At 61.6% G+C, this 17,543-nt stretch carries 14 protein-coding genes; 7 read left to right on the top strand and 7 right to left on the bottom strand.

The window, feature by feature from the left end; all coding sequences use genetic code 11:
• The first annotated feature begins 193 nt into the window (after window positions 1-193).
• Both BBJ66_RS02990 and BBJ66_RS02985 read left to right on the top strand, forming a co-directional pair.
• Window positions 194-1,285: a GHMP family kinase ATP-binding protein gene (locus tag BBJ66_RS02990; RefSeq protein ID WP_083335513.1), complete on the top strand. Its 1,092-nt coding sequence runs from the start codon at window positions 194-196 to the stop codon at window positions 1,283-1,285.
• Between the two features lie 20 nt (window positions 1,286-1,305).
• Window positions 1,306-2,481: an MFS transporter gene (locus BBJ66_RS02985; protein ID WP_161492666.1), complete on the top strand. Its 1,176-nt coding sequence runs from the start codon at window positions 1,306-1,308 to the stop codon at window positions 2,479-2,481.
• A gap of 196 nt (window positions 2,482-2,677) precedes the next feature.
• Here BBJ66_RS02985 and BBJ66_RS02980 read toward each other — a convergent pair whose 3' ends face one another.
• Window positions 2,678-3,142, bottom strand: coding sequence for a YybH family protein (locus tag BBJ66_RS02980; RefSeq protein WP_071084861.1), 465 nt, complete (start codon window positions 3,140-3,142; stop codon window positions 2,678-2,680).
• A gap of 83 nt (window positions 3,143-3,225) precedes the next feature.
• Window positions 3,226-3,630: a GFA family protein gene (locus BBJ66_RS02975; RefSeq protein ID WP_071085003.1), complete on the bottom strand. Its 405-nt coding sequence runs from the start codon at window positions 3,628-3,630 to the stop codon at window positions 3,226-3,228.
• A gap of 57 nt (window positions 3,631-3,687) precedes the next feature.
• On the opposite strand from BBJ66_RS02975, the gene BBJ66_RS02970 reads away from it, so the two are divergent.
• Entirely contained in the window at window positions 3,688-4,188 is a 501-nt protein-coding gene (locus BBJ66_RS02970) for a MarR family winged helix-turn-helix transcriptional regulator (protein ID WP_082336818.1), read from the top strand.
• A 195-nt stretch (window positions 4,189-4,383) separates the two neighbouring features.
• Here the strand turns inward: BBJ66_RS02970 and BBJ66_RS02965 are convergent, their stop codons facing one another.
• From BBJ66_RS02965 to BBJ66_RS02945, 5 genes are all read right to left on the bottom strand, one after another.
• A complete protein-coding gene (locus tag BBJ66_RS02965) occupies window positions 4,384-4,593 on the bottom strand; it encodes a cold-shock protein (protein ID WP_003545273.1) in 210 nt (69 codons plus the stop codon).
• A 372-nt stretch (window positions 4,594-4,965) separates the two neighbouring features.
• Window positions 4,966-7,179, bottom strand: a complete 2,214-nt coding sequence (locus BBJ66_RS02960; protein WP_071084859.1) for a 3-hydroxyacyl-CoA dehydrogenase NAD-binding domain-containing protein — start codon at window positions 7,177-7,179, stop codon at window positions 4,966-4,968.
• A 16-nt stretch (window positions 7,180-7,195) separates the two neighbouring features.
• Complete coding sequence (locus BBJ66_RS02955) at window positions 7,196-7,579, bottom strand: cupin domain-containing protein (RefSeq protein ID WP_049732342.1); 384 nt, start codon at window positions 7,577-7,579, stop codon at window positions 7,196-7,198.
• A gap of 2 nt (window positions 7,580-7,581) precedes the next feature.
• Complete coding sequence (locus BBJ66_RS02950; RefSeq protein ID WP_071084857.1) at window positions 7,582-8,790, bottom strand: acetyl-CoA C-acetyltransferase; 1,209 nt, start codon at window positions 8,788-8,790, stop codon at window positions 7,582-7,584.
• 102 nt (window positions 8,791-8,892) lie between these two features.
• Entirely contained in the window at window positions 8,893-10,689 is a 1,797-nt protein-coding gene (locus BBJ66_RS02945) for an acyl-CoA dehydrogenase C-terminal domain-containing protein (protein ID WP_071084855.1), read from the bottom strand.
• Window positions 10,690-10,930: 241 nt separating this feature from the next.
• Here BBJ66_RS02945 and BBJ66_RS02940 point away from each other — a divergent pair, with 241 nt between their 5' ends.
• The 4 genes from BBJ66_RS02940 to BBJ66_RS02925 all read left to right on the top strand — a co-directional run bounded on the left by BBJ66_RS02940 (window position 10,931) and on the right by BBJ66_RS02925 (window position 16,956).
• Window positions 10,931-11,638, top strand: coding sequence for a DNA-3-methyladenine glycosylase I (locus tag BBJ66_RS02940; RefSeq protein WP_049732339.1), 708 nt, complete (start codon window positions 10,931-10,933; stop codon window positions 11,636-11,638).
• A 54-nt stretch (window positions 11,639-11,692) separates the two neighbouring features.
• Window positions 11,693-12,394 (top strand): SDR family NAD(P)-dependent oxidoreductase, encoded by a 702-nt coding sequence (locus tag BBJ66_RS02935; RefSeq protein ID WP_071084853.1) that lies wholly within the window; start codon window positions 11,693-11,695, stop codon window positions 12,392-12,394.
• Window positions 12,395-12,479: 85 nt separating this feature from the next.
• Window positions 12,480-12,845: a VOC family protein gene (locus BBJ66_RS02930; protein WP_071084851.1), complete on the top strand. Its 366-nt coding sequence runs from the start codon at window positions 12,480-12,482 to the stop codon at window positions 12,843-12,845.
• Window positions 12,846-13,173: 328 nt separating this feature from the next.
• Complete coding sequence (locus BBJ66_RS02925; protein ID WP_071085001.1) at window positions 13,174-16,956, top strand: peptidoglycan-binding protein; 3,783 nt, start codon at window positions 13,174-13,176, stop codon at window positions 16,954-16,956.
• Window positions 16,957-17,543 lie beyond the last annotated feature (587 nt).

Raw genomic sequence — 17,543 nt, 5'->3', positions numbered from 1 at the left:
TATTGCAACCGTCATAAATCTGCCTTAAAATTCAACTGGAGAAGACATGGAGAGCGAATTGCACGCTTCGGCTGTATTAGGCCGCCTGTCGTCAGGCTGCCCTCCTATTACCGCCGGGAAACATAACGCCTTCTCTGATCTCGTAAAAGCCGGCTGTATGACTCCATCGCTTGATAGCCACAAGATCTGACTGATGGTTTTTCTCTATCCAATTAATTTTCAAACCAGGGAGAATTTTATGAAAATTACTGTAGCGAATGCGCCAGCAAAGGCTTGCCTCGCAGGTGAATATTCCGACTGGATGGGTGGGCAAGCGCTAGTGGCTTCTCTAGCTTCGCTGACGACGCGAACAGAGGTCTCAGACATCAGCGGGTCGGTTCATCTAATTAGTTCAGCGTCCGACCAGGGCTTCTTCAGCACGCATGCTCCGTTGAGTATGGATATCTCCATCAATACAGATAACCCCCTTCGCTATGTGTTGGGAGTGATGCAGGAGTTTGAAAACCGTTTTGGATTTTATGGGCCGCTGCAAGTGAAGATTGAAAGCACGATTCCAACGGTTGGCGGGCTGTCGTCTTCGGCTGCGGTGTGCGTCTCGGTCGCAGCGGCTCTCCTCAGCCATCTTGATATCAACGACAATGCCGGTGAAAAGGCCGTCGATATCGCTTTCAAAGCGGAACGAGACCGCATCAACACGGGATGCGGCACCCAAGACCAGATTATCGTCAACAAAGGTGGATTGCTGCTGTTGGAATTTGCACCATTCCGGGATTATCCAAGGACGATGACCGGCACATCGAGTGATATCGATTACTATGTCACCGTCGCCAGCCCAGGGGGCCGGACTGGCTACAATGATATTTCAGGCGACCTGATATCACGAAATGGCTCGAATGAATCGAGAATTTCCACGTACCGGGATCTGAATAAAACCGTCCCATCTAAAATTTTTAACGCCCTAATCGATCGCGATATACCGACCCTGATCGGACTATCCAGGTTCTCAACCGAAGCTATTCGCCATCTCGTGAGCATCGATAATAACGCGATACTCGAAATGATCAAAATTGCTGAGCAGAGCGGCTCTTTCTACGCTCGTCCTAGCGGCCCAAGACCCTCGGGTGGCGTGATGGTCGCGTTGTCTGAAGATCTAGTTACGGCTCAAAAGATAGCGGAAGCTCTGAGGCCTTACGCGTCGTTTGTGGCGATCGACAGGTTCGGAAAAACGGGAACACAAGTATTCACGAGCGTGGACACGGATGCCAAGGTAGGCGTGCCCGCATGAGTATCCCGGCGAGCCTAGCCGTGACGATCAGACGCAATTCATCCGCACTTCATCTCTTTTTACCCCTGCTTTTGTTCGGAATGGCTCAATCGATGTTAGGCGCTAGCACGCCTTTACTGAAAGCGGCGCTCTCGCCTTCAGACTTTATAATAAGTGCCCATTTTTTTGTTTACGCGGCCGGGCGGATAATTTCTGGCCCCGTCGCGTCTACATTGAGGGATCGAGGATCAACGCGCAGCGCACCAGCCCTAGAGGGCTGGGCAGCTGCGGGTTTAGGCAGCGCAATGTGCGGCCTTTTCTCATTACAGTCACTCGGTGTCACATTGGGGTCGGCATTTCTGATCGGCCTGTTCGCAGGTTCGCTCCACGTTTTGATTCAAATCCGGATCAATCAAGAAAGCTCTGAATCGTCTTCATCCAAATTCGCCGCAGCCTACCTATGGGTTAGCATCGGAGTATTCTTGTTTCCCTTTATACTCGGGTTGATTCTTTCGAAGGATTGGACTTCCCTCTCGAGCTTAATCATGCCGCTTGCTCTCGTCGGGGCAACCATTGTGTTTTTTCTTTTGGGAAAATACAAAATCAATACCACCGAACATTCACCTCTAATTGCGAAGTCAGACAGGCTATCTTCGCTCGGTTGGAAGCTCTTGTGCCTGGTCGCGGTTAATAGCTGTTTCGAGTGGGCTTTTGGATTCTGGGGCAGCTATTATGCCCAAAGCCGGTTCGGTTTCACAACTTCCACAAGCCTGAGTATCATGTCAGCTTATCTTCTGATGACGATCGTTGGCAGGCTGTTGAATATTTTCGTGCTCAAAGTTCTTCGGCCAATTGTCGCCTACAGGATTTACGCTGTTACAAGCATGATCGTGCTCGTGACGATTTTCATGGCGCCGTCGCCAGCATTATTTACGCTGCTATTTCCGGTGATCGGATTTTTTGCGGGATGTCTATTTCCCACAAATCTAGCACTGGCGAATGCATACATACAGAAAGAGTTCTCCGCATTCATTGCTCGGTCGACCGTTGTAGGCGGCTTAGCTCTCCTTATTTTCCCCGTGACGCTCGGTTCGCTTGCTCAAATGACGAGCATCGAGCTTTCTTTCGCAGCGGTTTCGATCACGGCAATGCTGATTGTGATCGGCATTTTGTTTTCGTTGAAGGCGCAAGAACGCCGGCTTGACGCATCGGAATAAGAACCGCTTGAAAGTGTACGTTGAGCCGAACGGGAAACCAATGAGCTGAACTGATTTCACCGCCAGCATGCCCGACGCGCAAATAGCAAGCGATCTGACGGATAAGAAAAGGGGATTATCTCGCCTTGCCTGCTCGAACCGCGGTGGCTGTCTTTGCCGCAGACCGCTGCACGGTTCTGCGCGGCATGTAGCAGAATTATTCGACAGGGCCTGCAGTTTGCGGCTTCAGATCAAGCAGCGCGCGGCCGCTGCCGTCCATGGCGAAGGGCACGGATGCATGCTGATGGGCGACCAGCCAGCGGCCATCCCGCTTGACGAGGCCGAGCGTCTGGCGGAACCAAAGATCGACCTCGGCGCCATCGGTCTTGGTCCCGGTCATGCGCAGGAGACCACTCCAGAAGGCGACATCGCCGCCGAGCGTCAATCTGGCATCGCGCACTTCGCCGCCGATCGGGCCTTCCCAGCTATCGAACCAGGTCTGCAGGCCGGCTGCGTCCTTGCCATTGCTGACGAGCGGCGGCGCCAGCGAAAACTCGACGGAATCCTCGGCCTCATAGGAAAGCGCCTCCTCGGCGTTCTTTTCGCCGATCGCCTTGGCCCGCATCATCAGCATGGCGATGATTGCCTCTTCTTCGTGCCTGGCATTGGTTTCGTCTTTCACAACCGTTCTCCTTTCCACTACGGCCAGAGGACGAACGAGAGGAGGACGGTCCGACAACCGCCGCACAATTTGCCGGAATTGCTTCAGAGATAACTCGTCACTTTAGGCTCGTTCCACCAGGCATCGTGCCTGCCGTCGTAATAACGGACTGGTAAGGCTGCCAGTTCCTCAGGGGTGAGATCGTCGAGGCAGGCGATGTTGATCGAGACATAGGCGCCGCCGATCGCTTCGACATAACCGTCGCCGAAGGCAGGCACGCCGCAGGTGCGGCAGAAGCGGTGGTGACCGCTCATCGTGTTGAACTGGTAATCCGATGTCTCGGCCTCGTCGCACATCAGCCGGAAATCCTCCGGCTTGACGTTGGCGCCCCAGTAGCGCCGCTTCGTGCAGATCGAGCAATTGCAGCGGCCGGTTCCCTCTTCGAGGTCCATATCCACCTCGTAGTGCACTTTGCCGCAATGGCAGCTTCCCTTGTAGGTCTTCTTCACGATGCGCTCCTCCTTGCCGTTGCATCCGTCGTCTGCATATGACAATATGTTGTCATTATGGATGAGATACAAAATAGACAACATGTTGTCAAACAAAATCGACCGGAGCGGACGATGGAGGGGAATGCCTTTTCCGCTTTCGCAATCACCGCCCTTCGCCTCGCCGGCCATCTGACGGCGGCGGGCGACCAGCTGGCAAAGCCGGCGGGACAGACAAGCGCGCGCTGGCAGGTACTGGCCGCGGCAAGGCGCGGCGACATGTCGGTGGCACAGATCGCCCGCGCGCTCGGCCTCGCCCGCCAGGGTGTGCAGCGGCTTGCCGATGTGCTGGAGGGAGAAGGGCTGATCGCCTATGCCGACAACCCGCAGCATCAGCGCGCCAAGCTGGTGCAGTTGACCGCGGAAGGTGCCGCCCGGCTCGGCGTCATCGAGGTGGCGCAGGCCGGATGGGCGGATGGGCTGGGTGCTGCGTTTACGTCAGCCGAGCTCGATGCGGCGCGGGCGGTGATGGCGCGGGTGATGGAGATGCTGGAGGGTGGTGAGGCGGCTGGCGGCTGAGCCGGCGGCGAAACAAAAAAAGGCCGGGCTAACCCGACCTTCCCTGCCATCTCGACGAACCGTGCCAGTACATCCGTGGTCACGATCCGGAGATGATATTCAAAGCCCCGCGCGTCCAAGAGGACGCGCTGCTTTTGTCTTTAACGCAATTCCGGACGGAAAACCGCTTCGCACTTTTCCTGGAATTGCTAGGCCTTAGGCCGCCTGGAGGCGGTCTGCCGACATCTTGCCGGACTTGTTGTCGCGGACGAGCTCGTAAGACAGCTTCTGGCCATCCTTGAGATCGCGCATGCCGGCGCGTTCAACGGCCGAGATGTGGACGAAAACGTCGGCAGCGCCGTCATCCGGCTGAATGAAGCCGAAGCCCTTGGTTGCGTTGAACCACTTTACGGTACCAGTGCTCATGACGATATCCTTTTCGAATCGCTCATAGAAGATTGCCGCGCGAACCGAAGCACGAGCGACGATGAAAACCGATTTTGGAGGAAGTTCGCCAGGAACGACGCGAGCGCCGTTTCAAAGTCCATCTAGCAAGATCGATGCGAGAACGTTTAATCGGGAATTGTGTCCGTGACAAGGCGTCCATAAGGGAAAGTCGAAACATCTCGAATGTCGTACCGTGGTCGCCCCCTCTGGCTTGACGGACAAGATCCGGGGGAAGCCATCGCGCCCAGCCAATCTCCCCACCTGTGGGGGAGATGCCCGGCAGGGCAGAGGGGGGCCTACACGGCACAACGGTAGAGATAGTCCCGTTAAAACCAAGGCCGCGAAAACAGCTTACGCCGCCGCCCCCATCTTCGCATAGGGATCAAACCGCCCATAAAACGTCTCGCCCTTGGCAGCCATGTCCTTCAGCAGCGGCGTCGGCTTAAAGTGATCTCCGTAAGCGGCTGCTAACTTCTCCGCCAAGTCCACGAAAGCCTTTGCGCCCATCCCGTCGATATAGCTCAGCGCGCCGCCAGTGTAGGGGGCGAAGCCGAAGCCGAGGATCGAGCCGACGTCGGCTTCGCGCGGGTCGGTGACAATGCCTTCCTCGACGGTGCGGGCGGCTTCCAGCGCGATGGTGACGAGGAAGCGCTGCTTGAGGACGGCGATGTCGACGTCATCCGCCTTCTTCTGCGGATAGAAATTCTTGAGATCGGGCCAGAGCGACTTCTTCGCCGGTTTCGGCGGATAGTCATAAAAGCCCTTGGAATTCTTGCGGCCGAAGCGGCCCTCCTTTTCCACCATGCGGGAGATCAGCTCCATATGCCTGGGGTCGATGGCCTTCTCGCCGAGATCGGCGGCCGTGGCCTTGAGGATTTTCAGCGAGAGGTCGATCGCCACCTCGTCATTCAAAGCCAACGGTCCCACAGGCATGCCCGCCATCTTGGCGGCATTTTCGATCATCACAGGCGGCACGCCCTCGATCAGCATGTCGTAACTCTCCGACATATAGCGCAGCACGCAGCGATTGACGAAGAAGCCGCGGGTGTCGTTGACGACGATCGGCGTCTTCTTGATCGCTGCGACATAATCGAGCGCGACGGCGATCGCCTTGTCGCCGGTCTCCTTGCCGAGGATGACCTCGGTCAGCATCATCTTTTCGACGGGCGAGAAGAAATGGATGCCGATGAAATCGGCCGGGCGCCTGGAGTTCTTCGCCAGGCCCGTGATCGGCAGGGTCGAAGTGTTGGAGGCGAAGATCGCCCCTTCCGGCAGTACGGCTTCCACAGCCTCGATCACCGATTTCTTCACCTCGCGATCCTCGAACACCGCCTCGATGACGAGACCGGCGGCGGCGAGGTCAGCATAATCGGCGGAGGGCGTGATGCGGGAAAGCAGCGCTGCCGCCTCGTCCTGCGTAAACCTTCCCTTACCGACCGAATCCTTGACGAGACCTTCGCAGACGGCCTTGCCCTTGGTGGCAGCTTCCATATCACGGTCAATCAGCGTCACCGGAATGCCGGCGGCCGCCGTGACATAGGCGATCGAGGCGCCCATGAAGCCGGCGCCGACGACGCCGACATGTTTCAGTTCCGTCTTGGGAATGCCGGCCGGGCGGCGGGCGCCCTTGCCAAGTTCCTGCATCGAGATGAACAGCGAGCGGATCATCGAGAAGGCTTCACGGGTCTGCAGCACCTCGGTGAAATACCGCTGCTCGATCTTCAGGCCGGTATCGAAGGGCACCTGCAGGCCTTCATAGACGCATTTCAGGATGGCGAGCGCGGCCGGGTAATTGCCGGAGGTTTCACGGCGCAGGATCGCGGGTGCGGCCGGCCAGAGCTGGGCGGAGGCCGGCGTCCAGATGCCGCCGCCCGGCAGCTTGAAGCCCTTCTCGTCCCAGGGGGCGACCGGCTTCAGGCCATCTTTGATCATCTGCTTGGCGGTCGGGATCAGCTGATCCGGCTCGACCACCTGATGCACGAGGTTCATCGCCTTGGCGCGGGAGCCGCTCAGCGACTGACCTGTCGTCATCATCTGCAGCGCATCCTGGGCATTAGCCAGCCGCGGCACGCGCTGGGTGCCGCCGGCGCCAGGGAAGATGCCGACCTTGACCTCGGGCAGCGCGATCTTGACGCTCTTGGCATTGGAGGCGACGCGGCCGTGGCAGGCGAGCGACAGTTCGAAAGCGCCGCCCATGCAGGTACCGTTGATCGCCGACACCCAGGGTTTGCCTGAGGTTTCAAGCTTGCGGAACAGGCCGGACATGCGGCCGACCAGGCCGAAGAGCGTCTGCACCGCCTTTTCCGGGCTCTTTGCCTTCTCCTCCTGATAGGAGCTGAACATCGACTTGATCATCGAGAGGTCGGCGCCACCGGAGAAGGAGGATTTGCCCGAGGTGAAGACGACACCCTTGACGGCTGCGTCAGCGGTCGTGGCGTCGATGATGGCGTTGAGTTCTTCCATCACTTCTGATGTGAAGACGTTCATCGATTTGCCGGGCATGTCCCAGGTGACGAGAGCGATGCCGTCGGCGTCGGTTTCGAGCGTGAAATTGGTGTAGGTCATTGGGTTTCCTCCCCGATCAGGCCGGCAAATGGCTGCGCTGCGCGTCGACTGTCTTCGTCTTTTCGGTGACGACGTCGCCGGTATGCTTGGTCTGCGACGGCTCGAAAAGCACGATCCAGCATTCCTCCTCCGCCACCGGATTATGCTCGACGCCCTTCGGCACGACATGAAAATCGCCAGCGTTCAGGTGCACATGCGGGCGGTCGCGATATTCGATGGTCAGCGCGCCCTTCCAGATGAGAAAAAGCTCGTCCTCGTCGCGGTGGGAATGCCAGGCGAGCTGGCCCCGCACCTTGGCGAGCTTGACGCTCTGGCCGTTGAGATCGGCGATGACGCGGGGCGACCAATGCTCGGTAACCTCGGCATATTCGGTTTCGATCGTGCCGGTGTTGAAGCTCATCGTCAGACCCTTTCGATAACCGTCGCGGTGCCCATGCCGGCGCCGATGCAGAGCGTCACCAGCGCGGTGTTGAGGTCGCGGCGTTCGAGCTCGTCGAGCACCGTGCCGAGGATCATCGCGCCGGTGGCGCCGAGCGGATGGCCCATGGCGATGGCGCCGCCGTTGACGTTGATCCTGTCGTGGTCGATGTCGAAGGCCTGCATGTAGCGCAGCACCACGGCGGCGAAGGCCTCATTCAGCTCGAAGAGGTCGATATCGGCAAGGCGCATGCCGGTCCGCTTCAACAGCTTCTCGGTGACATCGACAGGCCCGGTCAGCATCAGGGCCGGATCGGAGCCGATATTGGCGAAGGCCTTGATGCGAGCGCGCGGCTTCAGCCCCATGCTCTCGCCGCCGGCCTTCGAGCCGAGCAGGACGACGCCGGCGCCATCGACGATGCCGGAGGAATTGCCGGCATGGTGGACATAGTTGATGCGCTCGATTTCGGGATGCGCCTGGATACCGACGGCTTCGAAGCCGCCCATCTCGCCGGGCATCTGGAAGGAGGGATTGAGGGAGGCGAGCGCCTGCATGTCGGTGCCGGGGCGCATATGCTCGTCCTTATCCAGGATCGTCAGGCCGTTCTGGTCCTTGACCGGGACGACCGACTTGTCGAACCAGCCCTGCGCCCAGGCATGTCCGGCGCGCTTCTGGCTCTCGACGGCGTAGGCGTCGACATCGGTTCTGGTGAAACCGTATTTCGTGGCGATGAGATCGGCCGAGACGCCCTGCGGCATGAAATAGGCCGGGAAATTCACCGAAGGGTCCATGAACCAGGCGCCGCCGGACATGCCGAGACCAACGCGGGACATGCTTTCCACCCCGCCCGCGATGACGATGTCGTCAGCCCCTTGCGCGATCTTGCCGGCGCCGAAATTGACGGCATCGAGGCCGGAGGCGCAGAAGCGGGAAATCTGCATGCCCGGCGCCCGGGTGGAGTAACCGGCTTCGAAGGCGGCGGCCTTGGGGATGACGGCGCCGGCATCCATGACCGGATCGACGCAGCCCATGATAATGTCGTCGACCATCGTGGTGTCGAGCCCGTTGCGGTCGCGGATCGCTTCCAGCATCTTGGCGGCCAGGCGGACGGAAGGCACCTCATGCAGGGCGCCGTCCTTCTTGCCGCGGCCGCGCGGCGTGCGGACGTGATCGTAAATGAAAACCTCGGTCATTGTCTCGTCTCCCTGGCGGCAATCTATCTTGCCTCGAATCTTGGAAAGAGGAGAGAAGACCCCTCCCCAACCCTCCCCACAAGGGGGAGGGAGTCCGTTAGCTCAAAACGCTTCGGCGGCCAGTTCCATCATCGTGTCGGCGCCGGCTTCGATGCGGGCCTTGCGAAGGGCGGTTTCCGGCATGATGCGCTCCATGAAGAAACGGGCGGTCACCAGCTTGTTCCTCAGGAAATCCTCGCGGCTTCCATCGCCTGAAGCAAGGCCGTCCTCGGCGGCTTTCGCCATCTTTGCCCACATATAGCCGAGAACGACAAGGCCGAAGAGGTGCATGTAATCGGTCGAGCCGGCGCCGGCATTGTCGGGCTTGGCCATGGCGTTCTGCATGAACCACATGGTCGCGGCCTGGACGTCGTTCAAGCCCTTCTTCAGGTGCTTGGTGAAGAAGGAGAGCTTTTCGTCGCCGCGGTTCTCCTCGCAGAAATCGCCGATCTCCTTGAAGAGGGCCATGGCGGCGCGGCCGCCGTTCAAGGCGAGCTTGCGACCGACGAGATCGAGCGCCTGAATGCCGTTGGCACCTTCATAGATCATGGCGATGCGGGCATCGCGCACGTACTGGCTCATGCCGTGTTCTTCGATGTAGCCGTGGCCGCCGAAGACCTGCTGGGCCATGACGGCGTGATCGAAGCCCTTGTCGGTCATCACGCCCTTGAGGATCGGGGTGACGAGGCCGAGAATATCGTCGGCCGTCTGGCGCTCCTTGTCGTCGGTGGCGCGGTGGGCGATATCGGATTTGAGCGCAGTCCACAGCAGGAAGGCGCGGCCGGCCTCGTTGAAGGCGCGGATGGTCATCAGCGTGCGGCGGATATCGGGATGGACGATGATCGGATCGGCCTTCTTATCCGGTGCCTTGGGGCCGGACAGCGAGCGGCCCTGAATGCGATCGCGGGCGTAGGCGGCGGCGTTCTGATAGGCGATCTCGGAAATGGCGATGCCCTGCAGGCCGACCATCAGGCGGGCCTCGTTCATCATTACGAACATGGCGTTGAGGCCGCGGTTTTCGGCGCCGATCAGGAAACCGGTCGCCTCGTCGTAATTCATGACGCAGGTGGCGTTGGCGTGGATGCCCATCTTGTGCTCGATCGCGCCGCAGGTGACCGCATTGCGAGCGCCGAGCGCGCCGTCCGTGCCGACCAGGAATTTCGGAACGATGAAGAGCGAGATGCCCTTGGTGCCCTCGGGCGCGCCCTCGATGCGGGCAAGCACCAGATGGACGATATTGTCGGCGAGATCATGCTCGCCGGCGGAGATGAAGATCTTCTGGCCGGAGATCTTATAGCTGCCGTCGGCCTGCGGCACCGCCTTGGTGCGCAGCATGCCGAGATCGGTGCCGCAATGGGGCTCGGTGAGGTTCATGGTGCCGGTCCAGGCGCCGTCGACCATCTTCGGCAGATAGGTGGCCTTCTGCTCGGCCGAGCCGTGGACGAGGATCGCGGCGATCGCACCCTGCGTCAGGCCGGGATACATCATCAGCGACATATTGGCGGCGGACGTGTATTCGCCGACGGCGGTATGCAGCGTATAGGGAAGTCCCTGCCCGCCGAATTCCTCCGGCACCGCAAGGCCGATCCAGCCGCCATCGCGATAGGCCTTGTAAGCATCCTTGAAGCCCGTCGGCGTCGAGACGCTGGCATCGTCGTGGCGCCTGCAGCCTTCCTGATCGCCGGAATAATTCACGGGAAAGAGAACTTCTTCGGCGACCTTTCCAGCCTCGCCGAGGATCGCCTCGATCATGTCTGGCGTCGCATCGGCAAAACCCGGCAGGTTGTTATAGCGCTCGAGGCCCAGCACGTCGTTCAGGACGAAGAGGGTATCGTTCACCGGGGCCTTGTAGACTGGCATCTCTCAAATTCCTCCCATTCGACTGCCGGGTCGCGCCGGCCTTGGGAAACCGTCTTACAAAATATTGACGTTTGCGTAAACGTCAAAATCGACAGCTTTGCCGCCTTTCGCGAAAAAAATTGCGAGTGCCAATCTGCGGCTGCCGAAGGGGCTGACGAGACGTCATCTCCCCTTCCTTGTCCATCGTGGGACAGCGTATAAGCAGAAGTGTCTTTCAATCCGCAATTCAGGATGGCTTGAGATGATCAGTTTCGAGGCGATAAGGCAGCGTGCGGAGCAGCGGAAGGGCGGCGCGGCGGCGCTGCTGGCAATGCTCGACAAGCATCGGCCAGATCACGAGGCGCTGCGCGCCATGCCCGATGACCGCATCCTCGCCGATATGACCCGGCGTATCTTCTACAGCGGCTTCGTCCAGAAGGTGATCGATGCGAAGTGGCCGGGTTTCGAAGCGGCGTTTTCCGGTTTCGATCCGGCCATGCTCAATATCGCGCCTGACGATTATTGGCATGAGCTGACCTCGGACGAACGGATCATCCGCAACGGCGCGAAGATCATGTCGGTGCGCGCCAATGCCGGTTTCATCCGGGAACTGGCGAGGGAACACGGCAGCGCCGGCGCCTTTTTCGCCGATTGGCCGCGTGAGGACCAGATCGGCCTTCTCGACCTGCTGAGCAAACGCGGCAGCCGGCTCGGGGGCATGACCGGGCAATATTTCCTGCGCGGCATCGGCCGCGACAGCTTCGTCGCCACGATGGATGTGCTCGCCTGCCTGAGATCGGCGGGTGTGCCGCTGTCTGCCTCCGGCACGGCGAAGAAGGACCAGCCGCTGATCCAGCAGGCCTTCAACGATTGGGCCGAGGAGACCGGCCTTTCCTTCATTCACCTCTCGCGCATCAGTGCCTACTCGATCGATGCGGGAGAGCCGCACGGAAATTCGCGCGGGCAGTAGCGCAGGCCGCTCGGACTTCCTACGTCATCGGAACGATCCATCGAGGAGGATATCATGACCGACTTTCCCTATGAGAGCGCCCTCATCGTCGGCGCGGGCTCCGGCATCAGCGCGTCGCTCACCCGGCAATTGTCGGCGCTCGACGTCAAGGTCGGGCTTGCCGCCCGCAATGTCGAAAAGCTCCAGACGCTGATCGAGCAGACCGGCGCCAGCGCCTTTGCCGCCGACGTCTCGCAACCCGCAAGCGTCGCGGCGCTGTTCGAAGCGGCCAACGCCGCGATCGGCGGGCCTGACGTGGTGATCTTCAATGCCGGCGCCCGTCTGCGCGGGCCGCTCGCCGAACTCGACCCCGCCGATGTCGAAAAGGCGATGGCGACCACGGCCTTCGGCGGTTTTCTGGTAGCGCAACAGGCGGCGCGGCGGATGATCCCGCGCGGCCGTGGCGCCATCCTGTTCACCGGCGCTTCGGCCAGCGTGAAGGGCTATGCGCAATCGGCCCCATTCGCGATGGGCAAGTTTGCGCTGCGCGGCCTTGCCCAGAGTGCGGCCCGTGAACTCGGGCCGATCGGCATCCATGTCGCGCATTTCGTCATCGACGGCGCGGTGCGTTCGCAGATGCGGCCGGACCGGGCGGAGAAGCCGGATGGCACGCTCTCGCCGGAGGCGATCGCCCAGACCTATATCGACGTGCTTCGGCAGCACCGCAGCGCGTGGTCGCTGGAGGTCGAAGTCCGGCCCTGGACGGAGAATTTCTGAGCTGCCGTCTGCGTCGAAGAGGCCGCTTTTGCGGCGGCGGCGAACAGACTATGTTTCGTGGAAAGAGCTTGCTGGGAGGAACCCGATGCCGCGCCTGGACCACGTCACGATCGAAACACGCGATGCGCCTCGCATGATCGGCTTCTTCAAGACCGTGCTCGGCGTCGAGGAAGGCTATCGGCCGCCCTTCCCCTCGCCCGGCCACTGGCTCTATCTGGACGACCGCCCGGTCATCCATCTCAGCCTGAGATCGCGCGGCAGCGATTTCCCGCCCGGCATCTTCAACCACGTCGCCTTCAGCCTTTATGAATTCGCCCCGGCGCTGGAGCGCATCAAGGCGAGCGGCTATCGCTACGAATATTACGATATCCCCGACACCGATCTCGGCCAGGTCTTCGTTTACGGCCCCGAAGGCGTGAAGATCGAACTGCAGTATAAGCGGCCGGACTGAACGCACCGGCGTTCGTTGATCCGATGAATTGGCCGGAAATTGCCAGCAAAAACGGCGTTTGCAACATAAACGTTAAAAAATTCCCATCGATATTAACGGCTTGTTTACCACGTTTCGTGAAAGGTGCGGATTGAGCAGTAGCAATCCGCATTCCTTTTCCCAGTCTCGCGTTTCTCAGGGATGCCGCTACATCGTTCAGCTTGAGGAAAGTCTAATTGACTAACTTCTGATGAAGGATGCTCCGGTCGGCGTGAAGACGCTGGCCACAGACGGAAAAGCCACGGATCGAGCTCTGACGAGAGGTCGAGCAGTCGAAGCGAGCAAGAAGATGAACGGATCGCGATCAAATCCTTCCCGGCAGTCCGACAGGACTTCGCTCGATGCGCTGAACCGCACGATCGAAGGGCTGGAGGCGCGCATCGAAGGGCTGATGGGCAGCGGGCGCGAACAGCGGCCGCGCACGGCAACGGCCGAGCGCGATCCCTATGCCGGCTCCAATGCTCAGCGCCCGGCAAGGGCGCCGCTCGAACAGCGACCGGATCCGCTCGCCGAAATCCGCCAGCGCCAGCGCGCCCTCGAAGCCGGCCGCGAGCGGCCCTACACACGCGAACCGGCCCCGCAATTGCGCGACCCCGCACCGCGCGCCGCCGCACCGCAGCCGGCAGCAGCCTTCCGCGCCGGCGACGACACGATGACGGAGATCGCCCAGGCGCTGGTCAACCTGCGCCAGGACCTGAAGCGCGACATTTCCGAAGGCGTCACCCGCGAGATGAACGCGCTGCGCGCCGAACTGCGCGAGATCAAGACCAATGCCGGAGACGGCCGTTTCGCCGACGATATGCGCGCCGATATGGGCCGCCTTGCCCAGAGCATCACCCAGCTGACCGGCCGCGCCGCCGGACCTGAAGCTGCAGGCCTGCGCGAGGATTTCGAGGAGCTGCGCTCGCTGATGGACGGGCTGGCGCGCGAGGATTCGCTGCGCCATATGGAAAACCGCTGGGACGGCTTCGAAAGCCGGCTTGCCGCACTCGATACCGAGGGGCTGCAGGAAGAGCTGGTTTCGCTCGCCTACCGGCTCGACGACATCAAGCGTCATATCGGCGGCATGGGCGAGAGCCCGGCGGTCAGGGCGCTTGAGGACAAGCTCATTGCCATCGCCACGGCGATGGAGCAGTTCGGCAACATGATCCAGCCGCACGACCGGGTGATGTCGGAACAGTTCGCCGCCATGGACATGCGGCTCGACGAGATCAGCCGGGCAATCGCCGCCAGCGGACGCGCGGCCGCCACCAACGATCCGGCGCTGATGCAGCGGCTGGAAGGCCGGCTTTCGGCGCTGGCCGATCAGATCGACCTGATGAGCCACGATGCGGCCAACCGCGTGAACCCTGATGACGAGCTGGCGATGCGGCTGGAGGCGCTGACATCTCGCGTCGAGGAGCTGACGAAGGCGGAAGCGACGTCGCGGCTCGACGAACGGCTGGAACATCTGTCCTATCTGCTGGAGCACACGCAGAAGGCTGCGCCGCAGCCCGACCTCACCGGACCGCTTTCCGACATTTCCCGCAAGATCGATGCGCTCGAGAACGGCGCCGTCAACGACGTGCTGGCGCAACGGCTCGACCATCTCGCCCGGCGCATCGACGAGATGGCCTATCAGCAGCCGGCGCCTGTCGCGGCAGTCGACGACGGCGCCTTCCGGCGTCTCGAAGGCCGGCTGAGCGACATCGCCGCCCGGCTGGAAGAGAGCACGGCGGCGGCACCGACCGATCCGCACGCGCTGAAAAACCTCGAAGACCAGATCGCCAATCTTTCGGCACTGATGAGCGAGCCGCGCGAAAGCGCTGCGATCCCCGCCGATCTCGACCGGCGCATGGGCGCGATCGAAGATTATATGGCGACCAGCGACGAATATATCATCGAGGCCGCCCGCCAGGCGGCTGAGGCCGTCGTCGAGGCCTATTCGCGCAACGGCGCCGCGCAGGGCGGCGTGCCCGCTGCCGACATGTCGGCGCTGACGGCGCTGGCCGAGGATCTGCGTCACCTTGAGGATATCAGCCGCGACAGCGAGGAACGCACCCATAAGACCTTCAAGGCGCTGCACGAGACGCTGGTGCATATCGCCGACCGCCTCGACGGCATGGAAGAGCGCGGCGGGCGGATGAGTGCCCAGATGCCGGTGGCCGAGGTCGATTTCGATGTCGACCCCTATGCGCTGATGGTGGCCGAGGCCGAGATGAACAGCGCGCCGGCCGCCGCCATGACAGCGAAGGCCTCTCCTGTCATCCGCACCGCCGAGGTCGCCGCCGAACCTGCCGCCCCGGCGCAAGCCACCGCCATGAGCGGAACGAGCGCGATCGCCATCGAAGCCGCGACCAGGACGCCGGAGGCTGCCGCTCCAATACAGGCACTGGCGCAGGCGCCGGTAAAGGCCGGCCTGCTCGCCAGTCTCGGCAAGCGGCTGCGGCCCGGCAAGAAGGCCGAGAACCGGGCAGCCGAACGCCCGATGATCGACCCCGCGCCGTCGATCGACCCCACCGATGTGGTGCCGACGGATGCATCAAACGAACTGCTCGAGCCGGGCTCGGGCGCACCCGACGTCAAGAAGATCCTCGAGCGCGTCCGCGCCAGCCAGAGCGCGGCACGCGGCAAACCTGCCGCCGAAACCGATCGCGCCGATTATATCGCCGCCGCCCGCCGTGCGGCGCAGGCGGCCGCGATGGAGGTGGACGCCAATCCGAAGCAGGGCGGGAAGGCCGAGAAGAAGGCTGCCGACAAGGCCGGCAAGATTTCCGACAAGACGGATAAGACAGGCAAGACCAGCGCCTTTTCGCGCTACCGGCGGCCGATTCTGCTGGCGGTCGGCGCCGTGCTGCTCGCGATCATGGCCTTTCCGCTCGCCCGGACGCTGACGAGCGGCGAGCGCGCGCCGCAGCCGCCGGCCGAAGTTTCGGCCCTGACCGGCGCGACTGAGAACCCGCAGCCGGCCTTGCCTGAAGCGACATCCGCCCAGCCGGACAGCAATGCGGCAGAAACGGCCGCTCCCGCAGCGGCGGCGACGCCACCCGCCGGCGAACAGGCGCAGCCTGAGGCAGCCCCGCCGGTTGCCGGCGATCATCTGACCGACGCGACGCCGCTCGACGGCGAGGGGGCTGCGACGCTTACCCCCGGCGCACCGCAGGAGACATCGGGCTTCGTTGCCAATACGCCGGCGGCAAGCGCGCCGCAGGCCACCATCACCATTCCCGACACGATCCAGCCGAAATCGCTTGCCGATGCGGCACAGGGCGGCGATGCGCTGGCGCTGTTCGAGATCGGTGCGCGCTATTCGGACGGCCGCAACGGCATTACCGTCGATCAGAAGCAGGCCGCAGGCTGGTACCAGCTTTCGGCCGATAAGGGCTTTGCGCCGGCGCAATACCGGCTCGGCAGCATGTACGAGAAGGGCAACGGCGTCGAACGCGACATCGCCAAGGCCAAGGGCTTCTATGAGCAGGCGGCAAACCAGGGCAATGCCAGCGCCATGCACAATCTCGCCGTGCTCTACGCCTCCGGCGCGCTCGGCCAGCAGGATTATGCGACGGCCGCCTCGTGGTTCACCAAGGCCGCCAACCTCGGCATCACCGACAGCCAGTTCAACCTGGCGATCCTCTGCGCGAGGGGCAACGGCGTTCCGGCCGATCTCGAAGAATCCTACAAATGGTTTGCGATCGCCGCCAAGGCCGGCGACAAGGATGCGGCGCAGAAGCGCGACGAAGTGGCCAATGCCATGAAGCCCGACCAGCTCGAACGCGCCCGCGCCAAGGCCGATCTCTGGAAGCCGGAGCCGCTCGACCACCGCACCAATGCCATCGACATTCCCGACGAATGGGCGGGAACCGGCCTGAAGACGGCAAGCGTCGACATGAAGAAGGCGATCCGCAACATCCAGGCGATCCTCAACAATAACGGCTTCGACGCCGGCACGCCGGATGGCGAAATGGGTGCGAAGACGGTGACCGCGATCAAGACCTTCCAGAAGTCGATCGGCCAGGAGCCGGACGGCAAAGTGACCGACGCGACCGTCAAGGCGCTGCTCGAACGCAACAAGCAGACAGCCAAGGCGATCTGAGGGGCGCTGCGGCGTCTGGTTTCCCTATTCTTCTCTCGGTATCCGAAGGACGGGTCGGTGCCCTTTTGGCGGATGGGCTTTATCCGCGTTGGCAGAAAGTTGGGTGAAACGGCTACTACAATCTCCCTCATTCCTGTGCTCGTCACAGGAATCCAGTGCGCCCAAGTCCTTGGGCGCGAAAGACTTTTCCCGTTAGGATATTGATTCATTCACGGCGCGGACGCGCCGTGGCTGGATTCCTGTGACGAGCACAGGAATGAGGGAAGAGAGTGTGGGACCGGCGCCGTCTCCCGCACGCGGGGAGAAGGGATATGCCGTGACCTCTCCCTCCCTCACTGGCATCTCGCGAGGCACGCCCCTTGCCCCCGGGGGCAACCGTCGCGTACGAACCCCAAGATTCGGGCGGACTTTGTCCGCGATCCGAGCCTGGCGGCACTATGCCGCAAGGCTTTCTCCACTTTTTGCTCCCACCCGTCATGCAATCTGAAAAAAGCCGGATTATGCGGGACATATCCATCCGCGCATCCGGCGAATCTTCTGCCATCGATCTCCATCGCCAATCGGGGCCGATCGAAAGCCTCTGGCAA

It is taken from the genome of Rhizobium sp. RSm-3, from assembly GCF_001854685.1.
GTDB classification, from domain to species: Bacteria; Pseudomonadota; Alphaproteobacteria; order Rhizobiales; family Rhizobiaceae; genus Rhizobium; species Rhizobium ecuadorense.
This window is presented reverse-complemented; position numbering and strand designations above follow the sequence as displayed.

Excerpts from the sequence above, each read along its gene's own strand:
- BBJ66_RS02940 (WP_049732339.1), top strand. The coding sequence starts at position 10,931 with ATGATCAGTTTCGAGGCGATAAGGCAGCGTGCGGAGCAGCGGAAGGGC.
- BBJ66_RS02990 (WP_083335513.1), top strand. The coding sequence starts at position 194 with ATGGTTTTTCTCTATCCAATTAATTTTCAAACCAGGGAGAATTTTATG.
- BBJ66_RS02935 (WP_071084853.1), top strand. The coding sequence starts at position 11,693 with ATGACCGACTTTCCCTATGAGAGCGCCCTCATCGTCGGCGCGGGCTCC.
- BBJ66_RS02925 (WP_071085001.1), top strand. The coding sequence starts at position 13,174 with ATGAACGGATCGCGATCAAATCCTTCCCGGCAGTCCGACAGGACTTCG.
- BBJ66_RS02950 (WP_071084857.1), bottom strand. The coding sequence starts at position 8,790 with ATGACCGAGGTTTTCATTTACGATCACGTCCGCACGCCGCGCGGCCGC.
- BBJ66_RS02930 (WP_071084851.1), top strand. The coding sequence starts at position 12,480 with ATGCCGCGCCTGGACCACGTCACGATCGAAACACGCGATGCGCCTCGC.
- BBJ66_RS02960 (WP_071084859.1), bottom strand. The coding sequence starts at position 7,179 with ATGACCTACACCAATTTCACGCTCGAAACCGACGCCGACGGCATCGCT.
- BBJ66_RS02970 (WP_082336818.1), top strand. The coding sequence starts at position 3,688 with ATGGATGAGATACAAAATAGACAACATGTTGTCAAACAAAATCGACCG.
- BBJ66_RS02945 (WP_071084855.1), bottom strand. The coding sequence starts at position 10,689 with ATGCCAGTCTACAAGGCCCCGGTGAACGATACCCTCTTCGTCCTGAAC.
- BBJ66_RS02955 (WP_049732342.1), bottom strand. The coding sequence starts at position 7,579 with ATGAGCTTCAACACCGGCACGATCGAAACCGAATATGCCGAGGTTACC.
- BBJ66_RS02965 (WP_003545273.1), bottom strand. The coding sequence starts at position 4,593 with ATGAGCACTGGTACCGTAAAGTGGTTCAACGCAACCAAGGGCTTCGGC.